Origin of the sequence: Saccharopolyspora indica (assembly GCF_027853965.1) — a bacterium.
Lineage (GTDB): Bacteria > Actinomycetota > Actinomycetes > Mycobacteriales > Pseudonocardiaceae > Saccharopolyspora > Saccharopolyspora indica.
This window is the reverse complement of record NZ_JAQGLB010000033.1, coordinates 41,758-54,682: the sequence shown is the minus strand read 5'-3', so window position 1 is coordinate 54,682 and position 12,925 is coordinate 41,758. Positions and strand designations below refer to the sequence as shown.

At 70.1% G+C, this 12,925-nt stretch carries 13 protein-coding genes and 1 tRNA gene; 8 read left to right on the top strand and 6 right to left on the bottom strand.

The window, feature by feature from the left end; genetic code table 11:
* Positions 1-1,275, top strand: a 1,275-nt coding sequence (locus OU416_RS38480) for a hypothetical protein (protein ID WP_333779682.1), incomplete at its 5' end; no start/stop codon positions are given.
* Here the strand turns inward: OU416_RS38480 and OU416_RS38475 are convergent.
* Entirely contained in the window at positions 1,262-3,298 is a 2,037-nt protein-coding gene (locus tag OU416_RS38475; RefSeq protein ID WP_270932031.1) for a tetratricopeptide repeat protein, read from the bottom strand. The genes OU416_RS38480 and OU416_RS38475 overlap by 14 nt on opposite strands.
* A gap of 128 nt (positions 3,299-3,426) precedes the next feature.
* On the opposite strand from OU416_RS38475, the gene OU416_RS38470 reads away from it, so the two are divergent.
* From OU416_RS38470 to OU416_RS38450, 5 genes are all read left to right on the top strand, one after another.
* A tRNA-Arg gene (locus tag OU416_RS38470) sits at positions 3,427-3,502 on the top strand.
* Between the two features lie 140 nt (positions 3,503-3,642).
* A complete protein-coding gene (locus tag OU416_RS38465; RefSeq protein WP_270932030.1) occupies positions 3,643-4,065 on the top strand; it encodes an SRPBCC family protein in 423 nt (140 codons plus the stop codon).
* Positions 4,066-4,200: 135 nt separating this feature from the next.
* Positions 4,201-4,590: a hypothetical protein gene (locus OU416_RS38460; RefSeq protein ID WP_270932029.1), complete on the top strand. Its 390-nt coding sequence runs from the start codon at positions 4,201-4,203 to the stop codon at positions 4,588-4,590.
* A gap of 104 nt (positions 4,591-4,694) precedes the next feature.
* Positions 4,695-5,504 carry an SAM-dependent methyltransferase gene (locus OU416_RS38455; protein WP_270932028.1) on the top strand — a complete coding sequence of 270 codons (810 nt, stop codon included), beginning with the start codon at positions 4,695-4,697 and terminating at the stop codon, positions 5,502-5,504.
* Positions 5,505-5,525: 21 nt separating this feature from the next.
* The gene (locus OU416_RS38450) at positions 5,526-6,020 is read left to right on the top strand and encodes a MarR family winged helix-turn-helix transcriptional regulator (protein WP_270932027.1); all 495 of its coding nucleotides are present in this window, start codon (positions 5,526-5,528) and stop codon (positions 6,018-6,020) included.
* On the opposite strand, the gene OU416_RS38445 is transcribed toward OU416_RS38450, so the two are convergent.
* Positions 6,021-6,611 carry a DUF6506 family protein gene (locus OU416_RS38445; RefSeq protein WP_270932026.1) on the bottom strand — a complete coding sequence of 197 codons (591 nt, stop codon included), beginning with the start codon at positions 6,609-6,611 and terminating at the stop codon, positions 6,021-6,023.
* Positions 6,612-6,740: 129 nt separating this feature from the next.
* Between OU416_RS38445 and OU416_RS38440 the strand changes: the two genes are divergently transcribed.
* Complete coding sequence (locus OU416_RS38440) at positions 6,741-7,223, top strand: Pycsar system effector family protein (protein ID WP_270932025.1); 483 nt, start codon at positions 6,741-6,743, stop codon at positions 7,221-7,223.
* Positions 7,224-7,271: 48 nt separating this feature from the next.
* On the opposite strand, the gene OU416_RS38435 is transcribed toward OU416_RS38440, so the two are convergent.
* The 3 genes from OU416_RS38435 to OU416_RS38425 form a co-directional block, all read right to left on the bottom strand.
* Positions 7,272-8,357 (bottom strand): serine hydrolase domain-containing protein, encoded by a 1,086-nt coding sequence (locus OU416_RS38435; protein WP_270932024.1) that lies wholly within the window; start codon positions 8,355-8,357, stop codon positions 7,272-7,274.
* Positions 8,358-8,429: 72 nt separating this feature from the next.
* The gene (locus OU416_RS38430) at positions 8,430-8,669 is read right to left on the bottom strand and encodes a hypothetical protein (RefSeq protein WP_270932023.1); all 240 of its coding nucleotides are present in this window, start codon (positions 8,667-8,669) and stop codon (positions 8,430-8,432) included.
* A gap of 33 nt (positions 8,670-8,702) precedes the next feature.
* Positions 8,703-9,758 carry an alpha/beta hydrolase gene (locus tag OU416_RS38425; protein ID WP_270932022.1) on the bottom strand — a complete coding sequence of 352 codons (1,056 nt, stop codon included), beginning with the start codon at positions 9,756-9,758 and terminating at the stop codon, positions 8,703-8,705.
* A gap of 162 nt (positions 9,759-9,920) precedes the next feature.
* Here OU416_RS38425 and OU416_RS38420 point away from each other — a divergent pair, with 162 nt between their 5' ends.
* Positions 9,921-12,164, top strand: a complete 2,244-nt coding sequence (locus OU416_RS38420) for an XRE family transcriptional regulator (protein ID WP_270932021.1) — start codon at positions 9,921-9,923, stop codon at positions 12,162-12,164.
* Here OU416_RS38420 and OU416_RS38415 read toward each other — a convergent pair.
* Complete coding sequence (locus OU416_RS38415) at positions 12,140-12,889, bottom strand: AraC family transcriptional regulator (RefSeq protein ID WP_270932020.1); 750 nt, start codon at positions 12,887-12,889, stop codon at positions 12,140-12,142. The two genes, OU416_RS38420 and OU416_RS38415, sit on opposite strands and share 25 nt — an antisense overlap.
* Between the last annotated feature and the right edge of the window lie 36 nt (positions 12,890-12,925).

Sequence of the window (12,925 nt, the reverse complement as noted above, 5' to 3'; positions counted from 1 at the left end):
AGCCCGGAAGCCCGGAAGCCCGGAAGCCCGGAAGCCCGGAAGCCCGGAAGCCCGGAAGCCCGGAAGCCCGGAAGCCCGGAAGCCCGGAAGCCCGGAAGCCCGGAAGCCCGGAAGCCCGGAAGCCCGGAAGCCCGGCGCGCGGGTCGGTGGGATTCCGCGCCGGTGGAGCGGCGGGTGCTGGGCGTCGTCCGCACCCTGACCGCGCTGGACCGCCTGCTCGACGTGCTCCCGCTGCTGGCCGACGACATGCGCGTGGAAACGCGCTTCGCGGTGGCGGCCGGATCCGAGTTCGCGACGAACCTCACCGAGCAGCTGCACCTGCACGGCGCCCAGGTCGTCGACTGGGAAACGGCCATCGGCAAGGACTTCGACCTCGCCATCTCGCCCAGCGGCAACGGCCCGCTGCACGAGCTCGAGATGCCGGTCCTGACGCTGCCGCACGGCGCCGGTCACAACAAGCTGCGAGCCACCGAAACCGGTGTCACGGCTGAGGTTTCCGGCCTTTCCCGCCCTCAGCTGACGCACGGCGGACGAGTCGTCCCGGCGATCGTCGGCCTGTCGCACCCGAGCCAGCTCCCCCAGCTCCAGCACCAGTGCCCGGAGGCGATCCCGCGCGCGGAGGTGATCGGCGATCCCTGCTACGCCCGCCTGCGCGCCAGCCTGCCCATGCGCGAGCAGTACCGCAGCGCGCTCGCCGATGACCGCAAGCTGGTCCTCGCGGCATCGACCTGGGGCCCGGAGTCGCTGTTCGCCAAGCGCGGTGACCTGGCGAAACTCCTGACCGCCGACCTGCCGGAGCACCGGATCGCCCTGGCCCTGCACCCGAACGTCTGGCAGAAGCACGAGCGGCTCCAGCTCGAAACCTGGCTCCGCACGGCCCTGCGCAACGACCTGCTGCTGATCCCCCGCCTGCGGAAGTGGCAGGCGGCGCTGGTAGCCGCGGACGTGGTGATCAGCGACCACGGCTCCCTGGCCCTCTACGCGGCAGCACTGGGAAAACCCCTGCTGCTAGCGGCATTCGGCGACGCAGAGGTGGTCCCGGACTCCCCGATGGCACTGCTCGGCGACCGAGCCCAGCGCCTCGACCCGGCAGGCGACCTCCGAGCCCAGATCGACGCGGCGACCCCGATCCCGGACCACCACGAGCTCGCCGACCGCACCTTCGCGGGCAACTCCCCACAGCGCTTGCGCGAGCTGGTCTACCACTGGCTGGAGCTACCCGAACCGCCGTGGCCCGCCCGCCCGGAACCGGTGGACCTCTTCACTCCGCGCTGAGCTTCCGCCGCACCCGCTCGGCCTTGGGGCTCACGGCCTGCTCGTAGATGATGAGCGCTTCCTGCAAGCACTCACGGGCGCCTGGCCGACCGAGCGCGGTCAGCGAATCGGCCAGCAGTTCCAGCGGTTCTGCCACGTTGAAGGAAGACTGCTCGCGAATGACCGGAATCGCCTCGATCAGCAGCGGAATCGCCTGTTCGTGCTGGCCGAGCCCCTGGTGAGCGCGCGCCGTGGCGACGCTGATCCGGCTGGGCGTCTGCGTGTCCTCGGGAAACCCGGTGATGCGCTCCGCCGCCGTGGCCAGCTCGGCCAGAGCATCCTCGTACCGGCGAAGCTTGATGAGCGATTTGCCGGTCAGATATTCCTGGAGCGCCATGCCGCGCTGCTTTCCCAGCTCGTTGTTGAGCTGCCACGCCCGCGAGAAGTTCGCGATGGCCGCGTCGAATTCTTTGTCGGCGTGCATCGCCTTGCCCTGGAACTCCAGCGCAGAGGCCAAGATCCGTCGGTGCCCGGTGCGCTCGGCGATCTCCACGGCCCTCGCGCACTCATCGAGCGCCTCAGCCACCTCATCGCACTCCACCAGCAGCTGACCGCGCAGGCTGCGCATCCGCGCCTCGGCAAGCGGATCCTCGATCGCCACAGCGGATTTGATGGCCTCGCCCAAGGCCGACAGCGTGTCGGAGTAGTGCTTGTCCTTGTTGTGCAGCGCCCACAGCGGGCCGTCGCAGAGCGCGATCACGTCAACGTGCCAACCGCTTTCGGACGCGAGCCGAACCATGCCGAGCAGGTTGACCCGCTCGCTGCGCAACCACTCCAGCGCCGTTTTCTCGGTGAACGGATTGTCCCCGGGGAGGTCGTCATCTACCACGCGAAGGCGGGTCGGCTCCATCACCATCCGGTCGGCGAAACCGCCCTGCTGCCGGTACCAGGCGACGAGACGCCGGACCGCGTCGTCCGATTGCGCGTCCGATGTGCCGAGTGTTTCGGCGGCGTGCTCGGCCACGAGGTCGTGCAGCAAGAACTGGCACTGATCGTTCTCTTCCACGAGACAAAACCTGCGCAAATCTTCGAGATGGTAGTCGGCGTCGAACTCGCTGAGGTCGGTTAACGCTGCGACGGCCCCGACGGGCAGCGCGAGCGCAACCCGCCCGAGTAGCCCGTACACGCGGGCGGCGGCTAGCGTCAGCTGCTCGACGGCCAAGTCCAGTTCGGCGAAGGCCTTGCGGAAGTGCTTCCGCCGTCTGCGCTTCTCCGACAGCTCCTGCACCGCACGCGCGAGGGTCCACGACGTCCGGACGGTCAGCAGACCGATCATCACGTTGAGCGCGACGGGAAACCCACCCGTCCGTGCAGCCAGTTCCTTCGCGGCTTCGGGCGCGGCATCCAACCGTTCCCGCAGTTTGTCCCGCCGCAGGTAGTCGAGCGCGTACTCCTGTTCAAGCGGGTCCAATCTGATCAACTGCGCTCCGTGCGCAACGAGCTCGGCAGCCTCCTGGTGGCTCGTGCACAGCACGACGCTCGCACCGGACGCGGGCAGCAGTTCCAGGACGTCCGACGGCTCCACCACGTTCTCGAAGATGATCAGTAGCTTCAGGTCCTGGGTCCAGGTCCGCAGCATCGCAACCTTGGCACCGTCCGCCCGCGGAATCTGATCTTCCGGTGCACCGAGCATGCGCAGGCAGTGCTCTGCGGCGTCGCCCGAGCCGTATTTTCCGCGTTCGAAGTCGAACCAGATCTGCCCGTCCACGAACTCCTGCCGAACCTGGTGCGACCAGTGCCCGATGAGCGCGGTCTTCCCCACACCGCTGATACCGCTGACCACCGCAAATCCGGCCCGCCTCACCCGCGGCTCGACGAGCAGACGGTCTAGGTTGGCCTTCGGACCGTCGCGGTCGCTGAAGTGCTCCGGCGCGGCGCGCAGCTCCCCCGGCCGCTTCGGTCGCGGGCCAGCCATGTAAACGTCCCCGTTGATCAACCCGGCCTGCACGAGGTTGCCCGCGGAACCGTGGTTCTCGTTGCCCATACCCACCCCGGTGGCGTCGAACGGTAACGATCACCTGACGATACGCGACGAACCCCGCACCGCCCGCCGCGTGGCGCGAACCCGACCGGTGCCAACCCGCCCCGACCGGCCAGGTACGCTCCAATCAGGCCCTCGTAGCTCAGGGGATAGAGCACCGCTCTCCTAAAGCGGGTGTCGCAGGTTCGAATCCTGCCGGGGGCGCCACCTGAAAGCGCTGGTCACAGGCCAGCCAGCCGCTCGAACGACCGGGTTGGGTTCGAGCTTTCCACCACGCTCCGGGCGCAGTTGCCATTTTCCGCATCCATCGTCGTGATCGGCGATAGCGTGCTTAGCGGGAGGTGGCCATGCGACACGAGACGACCGTGACGATCTCCGCGCCGCCGGAGGAGGTTTGGGCCGTGCTGGCCGATGTGCCCGGTTGGCCTGGGTGGACGCCCACCGTCAGCTCGGTCGCGGCGTTGGACGGGGAGCTGCGGGTCGGGCACCGGTTCCGGGTCAAGCAGCCCGGGGTGGCCGCCGCCGTGTGGGACGTGGTCGAGGTCGAACCGGGCTCGTCGTTCTGCTGGGCCACCCGCTTCGCAGGCGGCCGGATGGTCGCCTCGCACTGGATCCGGGGCGCGGGCGTGGGCAGCGAAGTCCGCTTGCGGATCGACTTCACCGGCGGTCTCGCCCGCCTGCTGACTCCCTTGGTGGCCGGCCGGATCCGCCGCTTCGTCGACGAAGAAGCCGCCGCTCTGAAACGAGTTTGTGAATCATCCAGTCGCTGACACAACTGCGTTCACGAGTGACCTCGACCGCTCATTGGTCGTGAAGATTTTTCAGCGCGTGGGGTTCTGATCTGCGTGGTAGATCTCTACCCGCAGCACACATCGCGGGTACTCAAATGCAGAGAGGAACCAACTGTGTCTCGGCTTTCCACTGCTTCCCTCGTCGTCGCGGCATCCTTCGCGGGTGCACTGGCCTTCACCGCTCCGGCCACCGCAGCCGCGGGCACCATCAGCTACGACGTGGAAACCCTCACCACCACGTTCGCCCCCGCCGAAACCCAGCGGACCACCATCGAGAACCCGGCACCGGGCCGCTGCTACGACCTCCCGGCTCGCACCCAGGACGACCGATCCGTCACGGCCATCAGGAATTTCCAGAACGACACCGGCCGGTACGTCTTCTTCATCAACAAGCCGTGCGCGACGTACCAGCCGACCGATGAGAAGGTGCACGTCGACATCGCGGGTCCGGGCTGGATCCAGCGCGAAGTCACCAGCGAAGCGAAGGCGTTCTACGTGCAGTGAGCAATCGCCTTCCACCACGGGCCCCGGCGCCGAGCGGCGTCGGGGCCCGCGCGTGCGGCGACCGGCTCTTGCCCGGTGGCCGGGGATTCGACGATCATGCTCGGGTGGCAGAGCACGAGGCCGATCCGGGTTTCGACATCGAATCGCCGAACGCGGCTCGGATGTACGACTACTACCTCGGCGGCAACGCGAACTTCGCGGTCGACCGGGAGACCGCCGAGCGGTTCCTCAAGGTCGTGCCCAGCGCTCGGCAGTGGGCCTACGCCAACCGCGCCTTCCTCGGGCGCGCAGTGCGTTTCATGGTCGCGCAGGGCGTGGACCAGTTCCTCGACCTCGGGTCGGGCATCCCGACTGTCGGCAACGTGCACGAGATCGCCCAGGAAACCGCTCCCGCGGCTCGTGTCGCCTACGTGGACCGTGAGCCGGTCGCGGTCGCGCACGCCGAAGCGCTGCTCGACGGCACCCCGCGGGTGAGCATCACGCAGGCCGACATCCGCGATCCCGAAGCCGTGCTGAGCGCTCCGGGAGTCGCCGGGCTGCTGGACTTCAGCCGCCCCGTCGGCGTGCTGGCCGTTGCGATCCTGCACTTCGTGGCCGACGAGGACGACCCGTCGGAGATCGTGCGCCGCTACCGCGCGGCCTGCGCGCCGGGCAGCTACCTGGCGCTGTCGCACCTGTCCCCGGTGACCTTCACCGACGACCAGCTCAACGGGGCTCACGCGATCTACAACCGCACCTCCACGCCCGGCACGCTGCGCAGCCGCGACCACATCGCCGAGCTGCTCGCCGGCTACGAGCTCGTCGACCCCGGCCTGGTCCTGCTCCCGGAGTGGCGCCCGGACGACCCCGTCGATCCCGAAGCCGCCGCTCTCACCAACAGCTACGCCGCCGTCGGCGTCCTGCCCGCCGGGTGAGCCGGGAACTACGATCCCGGGATGGCCATGGATTCGGTTGATCGGATGGTCGCCGAATGGAATCGGCGGGCACCTTCGCTCGACGTCGAGCCGCTGCAGGTGATCGGCAGGCTGCTGCGCTGGGCGGAGCACGGGCAGCGCGCGATCAAGGACGCGTTGCGCCCGCTGGGGCTCAGCTACGGCGACTTCGACGTGCTGAACACGATGCGGCGGCGCGGCGATCCGGCAGGCGTCAACCCGCGTGAGCTCGCCCGGTCCTCGCTGGTCACCTCCGGTGCGATGACGGCTCGGCTGGATCGGCTCGCCGAGGCCGGTCTGGTGGTGCGCGAGACCGACCCCGCCGACCGGCGTGCTGTGCTCGTGCTGCTCACCGAACGCGGCGAGCAGCTGGCCACTGAGGCGTTGGCCGCGGTGCTGGCTGCCGACGAGGAGCTGCTCGCACCGCTTGACGATGCGCAGCGCGAACAGCTCGCGGCGTTGCTGAGAACAGCGCTCTCGCCGCACGAATCCGGCTGATCACCTGGCCTCGAACGCCGCCCGGTAGGCGGCCGCGCCCGGGAGCGCTTCGAAGGGCCAGGAGACCAGACCGACCACGGCGCGGCCCGCCAGCTCCTCCTCGACCAGCGCGGCAGTGGTCAGCGGGGTGCCGCCGCAGATCTCCACGACCTCCGCACCCGCGGCGACCGCCTCGGCCGCCGCCGCGACCGCGCCCGCCGCATCGGCGACCGGCACCACCGACGTGCGCTTGCCGTCGACCTCCACGTCGACGCGCCGCGCTCCGGGATCTTCGAGGTCGGCTCCGTAGATGGTCGCGGAGTCGCGCACCTCTGCGACCCCGGCGCCGAAGGCGAAACCGGACACCCCCACCGGCGCCCGCCCGTTGACGGCGTCGACGACCATCCGCGCTTCGCGCAGGCTGAAACCGCGGTACAGCTCGACCAGTTCGAGCCCGGCCGCGGCCTGCTCGGCGACCATCTCGGCCGCGGCTTCGGCATCGGGCACCCACACGAACGCGTTGACGCCGCCAGCGACCTGCTGCTCGATCCGCTGACCAGCGCGTTCGGCTCCGGGAGCCAGGAAGACGAACATCGTGTCGATCGATCCCACCGGACACCTCCGAGTTAGCTTGCCATTGAACTACTCAACACCAAGCAAAACCGTGGACCCTCTGCAGCTATTCCGGGCACGCGGCGCGAATGCGCTCCGGGAGCCGGCTCGGTGGGCCATGATTCCGGCATGGGCGAACGTGAGGTCGATTCGGAAGTGGTGGAGCGGTTGCTCCAGGACGAGCTCAGCCGGGGCGATGCCGCGATGGCTCGCACCGAGACCAAGACCAGCACCCTGCTCGCCGTGTTCAGCCCCATCCTCGCCGTCGGGCTCGCCGTGCTGCCCCGGGCCGCCGCGCCGCTCACCGCCGCACTGCTGTTCTGGGCCGCGTTGACGCTGCTCGCGGCCGCTCTGCTGCTCCTGCTGTGGAGCGTGCGGCCGCGGTTGCGGCGGAGCGGTTTCACCACCTACGAATCGATGACCGACGCCGAGATGCAGCGGCACTTCGCGCGCATCGCGGACGATCCGCAGCGCTGGCACCGCGAGCGGCTGCTGGTCGTCACTCAGGTCGGGGCGAGGAAGTTCCGGCTGCTGCGCACGGCGAGCCTGCTCATCATCAGCGCACTGCTCCTCGCGATCGCCGCCGCCATCGCCTCCGCGACCTTGGCCTGAAACGGCGAAAAGCCGGTGCGCGGTTCTCGCGCACCGGCTCCTCCGACGTCAGCCGCAGATCGCCGCGTCGACCAGTTCCCGGTACTTCGGGGACATGACGTTGGCGTTGGTCACCGTGGCCGCGTGCCTGCCGTCGGTGGTCACCTCGGTGTTCGACATGAAGCCGGGGACCATACCGTTGTGGCCCCAGGTCACCGCGCCGCAGGACATGGTGTAGCTGATGACGCCGAGCCCGACCTCCGCGCCGTTGGCCGGGACCGTCCGCCGCATCTCCGCCAGGCTCTCCGGCGAGGTGAGCTCACCGGCGACCACCGCCTGGTAGAAGCGGGTGATGTCCTGCTGGGTGGAGATCATGCCGCCCGCCGGGCCGAAGAACGACGGCTCGAACGCGGTCGCGTCGATCCACAGGAAGAACGGCGGGACGCGGCCACCGATGTAGCCGTTGATCAGCGGCGCCGGGATGGAGCGGTCACCCGCGGCCGGGTAGCTGGTGCCGGTCAGGCCGAGCGGCTGGATGATCCGGTTGGTGATCTCCTGGCCGACCGGTGCACCGGTGACCTCCTCGATCAGCATCCCGAGGATCTCGTAGTTGGTGTTGGAGTAGTGGAACTCCGCGCCCGGCTCGCTCACCGACGGGTGGCTGAGCCCGTCGCGCACCAGCTCGATCAGCTCGTAGGTGCCGTCCGGGTTGGGCTTCGGCGTCGGGTTGTTGCTGGTCGGGATTCCGCTGGTGTGCTGCAGGAGCTGGCGGACGGTGATCGCGTTCCCGTCGTGGCCGTTGCCCGCGACCAGACCGGGCAGGTAGCGCTCGATCGGCTCGTCGAGGACCACCTCGCCCTCGTCGACCAGCTGCATCGTCACGACCGCGGTGAACGTCTTGGTCTGGCTGCCGATCCGGTAGTGGTCGGTGGAGGTGATCGGCCGGACGGTGCCGTACTCGGCGGTGCCTGCCGAAAGCTCCCAGGGGCCGGTCCCGCTGTCGGCGTAGACGGCCGCCCCGGGTCCGACCTGCGCCTGGTAGGCCTTCAGCACGTCCTGGACGTCCGCGGGTTCGGCCGCCTGGGCCGAGACCGGGAGCACCAGCGCGGTCGCGACCGCGGCACCTAACGCCGCGAGCCGCCGCTTGCCTGTCATGTTCGGTCTCCTTGTCGGTTCAGTTGAGGTGGGGCCGTGAGCGGTTCGGGGCGCTATGGCACCCCGAACCGCTCACGGGCTCTGGTACTGGCAGGTGGCCAGGAGGACCAGCAGCAGGAACAGGATCGCCAGCACCGCAACGCATCCCGCCCCTTCGCGCTCGTTCTCCCGGTATTCGGCGCGGCCGCCGGGTTCGGCGCCCGGGTGCTGCTCGGCGTAGTGCTGCGCCAGCTGACCGGCGCTCCGCGGCTCGGTCAGCCACGGTGTCCGGTAGGAGCACTCGCCGCACCAGCACCGGCAGTTGCCGGCCATGTCGTCCCTCCAGAGCTCCTGGTCCGTCCCCGGTCATGGACGTTCCAGGCGCTTCATGATCAGGTCGACGTAGTGGTTCATGTCCGCCTGCAGGCACGGCAGCGACGCGTGCTTGCCGGTGCAGCCCTCCGCCCACTCGCTCCCGTCGCCGTAGTCGACGAAGGTGTGCGGGATCCCGGCGGCGGTCAGGTTCGCCGAGGTCACCAGGTTGGTGTCCTGGACGATCTTCTCCGCGACCGCCTGCACCGGGTTGACGGTCAGATCACCGCCGTTGCCGGTGTACAGGGCCACACCCATGCCGCGCAGGGATTCGACGTGCTGGGCCGGGCTCTGCGCGTTCCACACCCCGTCCAGCGGCCAGACCGGCGATCCGAAGATCGCGTCGGGCGCCACCGTCGGCGTGCCGGACGCCTCCATCACCGAGGTGCCGACCACGGCCGCGCGCACTCCCTGGTTGAGCAGGTCCAGCCCGCCGGAGAAGGCGCCCACGTAGCTGAACAGCTCCGGCCGGTGCTCGGCGTAGTGGAACGCGCCGAAGCCGCCCATCGAGTGCCCGACGATCGCCCGGCCCTCCCTGGTCGGGATGGTGCTCAGGTTCGCGTCGATCAGCGGGATCAGCTGGTCGAGGTGGAAGCTCTCCCAGTTCTGCGGGCCGACCGGGCCCGGGTTGACCCAGTTCGAGTACCAGCTGCGAACCCCGTTGGGGTGCACCGTGATCAGCGGGGCGTCCTCGGTCGCCCGCTCGGCCATCTGCTGGTTGGCCTCGGTGTTGGGCAGGTCGGGGTTGCCGTGCAGCGAGTACAGCACCGGGTAGCGCTCGGAGCTGTCGTAGTCGGCGGGCAGCGTGACCATGATGTCGTGCTGCCCCGCGGTCTGGCCCGGCAGCAGCGTCGGGTTCGGCACCTGGTCGGAGGCGACCGCGAAGACGAACGTGCGGTGGTCGTCGTCGACCCACTCCGGCTGGCTCACCACCGTCAGCCCGAAGCCGTCGTCGAGCCGCGGTGGTTCGGGCGCCGCGGAGGCGCTGGGAACGATCACCGCGGAGGCGGCCATCAGACCTATCGCCAGTGCGGCCCGGCCTCTTCTCATCACATCCGGCCTTTCCCCAGGGGTTGACCGATCGGCTGTCCCGACCGGCACCGCTGATCTTGCCGTTCGCGCTGATCAGCGGACCAGGACACCGAACCGGCCATGCATGTCCGGTCGGCCGGATAAGGTCCGATGGCCTAGATCATCCGGACGGGAGCCCACGTGACGAGCGAGTTCGGCCCGCTGCTGCGCCAGTTGCGCAAGCAGGCGGGCATGACGCAGGAACGGCTCGCGGAACGGGCCGAGCTCGCGGTGCGCACCATCCGCCGGCTGGAGACCGGCGCCGGGAACGATCCCCGGGTCGGCACGGTCAAGCTGCTGGCGCAGGCCCTGGAGCTCTCGCCGGACGACCGGCAGCGCCTGCTGGCCGCGGCCAGCAGCACGCCGCTTCCCGTGGCAGAGCAGCCTGCCGCGGCCACGCCGGAGACGATCGAGCAACCTGCTGCCGAAGCGCCTTCGGTGAAAGCCCCGCCGGAACGGCGGACCGCCGCCCAGCGGGCGCTGGACGAAGCCGCCGAGCAGCTCGCGCAGGTCGTCGCCGCCCGCTGGCAGCGCGAGGAGGAGCACCGCCGGGTGCACGACCCGTTCCAGCTGCCGGTGCGGTTCCGGGCCGGGGAGTCGAGCGGCGGGCTCGGCGAGATCGTCGACGTCTACCGCCGGACGCCGTCCGGCCGCCTGGTGGTGCTGGGCCGCCCGGGATCCGGCAAGTCGATCCTGGCGCTGCGGTTCGTGCTGGACCACCTGCGGACCCGCCGCGACACCGATCCGGTGCCGGTGATCTTCAGCATCGGCTCGTGGGACCCGACTACCACCGCGCTGCGGGACTGGCTGATCGACCAGCTGCTGCGCGACTACCCGGGCCTGGTCGCCACCGCTCCCGACGGCTCGACGCTGGCCGCCGCGCTGGTCGAGACCGGCCGGGTCCTGCCGGTGCTCGACGGCTTCGACGAGATCTCCAACGCCTTGCACCGCGCCGCGCTGGAAGCGCTCAACGCCACCACGCTGCCGCTGCTGCTGACCAGCCGTCCCGGCGAGTACGGCAGAGCGGTGGAGGCGACGGCCTTGGCGCGCGCCGCCGAGATCGAGCTCGTCGACCTCACCCGCGCCGACCTGGCCGACTACCTGGGGCCCGCGTGGGCCCCCGTCCTCGACGAACTGCGCGATCACCCGGAGAGCCACGCCGCCACCAACATCACCGCGGCGCTGACCACCCCGTTGATGGTCGTGCTCGCCCGGACCGTCCACCGCGACGCGAACCCGGCGGACCTGCTGGACACCGCGCGGTTCCCGACACCGGGAGCCATCGAGGCGCACCTGCTGGGCAGCTTCGTGCCGACGCTCTACCGCCCCGGCCCGCCGCAGCAGTCCACCAGCGGCAGGCCGCGCCGCAGCTGGGACCCGGCGCTCGTCCAGCGCTGGCTGGGCCACCTCGCCCACCACCTGGACCGGCGCGGCACGAGCGACATCGCCTGGTGGCAGCTGGGCAGCACGGTGCGCCGCTCGACGCGGATCCTCGCCGTCGTGGTGGCCAGCGCGGTCATCACCAGCCTGCTCGACCTCACCCTCAGCCTCCCGGCGTACCTGCACCACCTCGGCTTCGCCGGTGGAATCGGCGCGGCAGTGCTGGAGGCGTCGCTGGTCGGGCTGGCGATCGGGCTGGCGATCGGCCTGGTGCACGGGATGGCGATCGTCTACGGCGGTGCGGAGTTCCGGCCGACCCGCATGCAGATCCGGTTGCGCGGCCGCAAGAGCAGCCGTTCCTACCTCAGCAGGTTCGGGGCGGGCATGGTCGGCGGGTTCGTCGTGGGCATCGGCGTCTCATCGACGAACACGCTGGTGCGAGGCCTGCTGCACGGATTCCCGCCCGCTGGCGCGGCGATCGGCGTGACGCTGGTCGACGCGTTCCTGTTCGGGCTCATCTTCGGGCTCTCCGCAGCGCTGGTGCTGATGCTCGCCGCGGTGCTGGAGAAACCCCTGGACATCGACTCGGCGGCTGATCCGGTCGCGATGCTGGCCGAGAACCGCCGCACCGTGCTGCGCCAAACCCTGCTGCTGCTACCGGTCCTCGTGCTCGCGATCGCCTTCGGCGGCCAGCTCGTGATCAGCCTCTTCCAGGGGACGCTGGGCCCGCTCGTGTGGTTCCCGCACGGCGCCTTCGTCGGGCTCCTCGGCGGGATCAGCGTGACGCTCGCGTACTCGCTCGCCTTCACCGCGTGGGGCCAGTGGATCCTGCTCGCCCGCCTGTGGTTGCCGCTGACCGGATGGCTGCCCTGGGCGACGACGGCGTTCCTGGCCGATGCCTACGAGCGCGGGGTGCTGCGGCAGTCCGGGGCCGTCTACCAGTTCCGGCACGCCCGTCTCCAGGAGCACCTGAGCCGCACCTACCGCGAGCAGCGCTCGGCGTAGTGGGTCGGGGATTCGCCGAAGAGGGATTTGAAGTCGCGGGCCAGGTGGGCCTGGTCGGCGTAGCCGAGCTCGGCCGCCAGCGCGGCCCAGTCCAGCTCCGCGCCCGCCGACATCCGCTCGGTCACCTCGTGCAGGCGGTAGCGGCGGATCACCCACTTCGGGCCGATGCCCACGTGCTCGGCGAACAGGCGTTGCAGCTGCCGGACGTTCGTGCCGAGCTCCGCCGCCAGCGCACCGACCCGGGTGATCCGGGGTTCCGCGGCGATCATCGCGACGATCTCCGCGGCCTGCTCCGCCTTCGCATCGGGCTCGGGCGCGTGCTCGCGCAGGAGCCGTTCGACGTCCTGGACGTCGGGTGATCCGGGCAGTCCGCCGCCGAAGACCTGGCGCGCGTCGATCGACCGGTCGGTGATCGAGGAGACCGGTGCGCGCAGGAACGGGCGGAAGCAGCCGGGCCGGAACGCCACGCCGAACACACCGCTGCGCCCCGCCAGCACCTTGACCTGGTGCTTGCTGGAGACACCGGTGATCATCGCGCGACTGCCCTGGAACGTCAGGTGCACGTTGGGATAGGGCACGACCAGCTGCCGGTACGGCTCGGCGTAGTCCCACGACACGATCCAGTACCGCGCCACGTACCCGGCCAGGTCCGGGGAGGGCTGCGGGAAGGAGTGGCGCTGGAACCGCCGCCACGCGCCGCCGATCTCCCGAACGTCCCTGGACACGTCCGGAGTCTATGTCGCGTTTGTTCAAGACAGCGG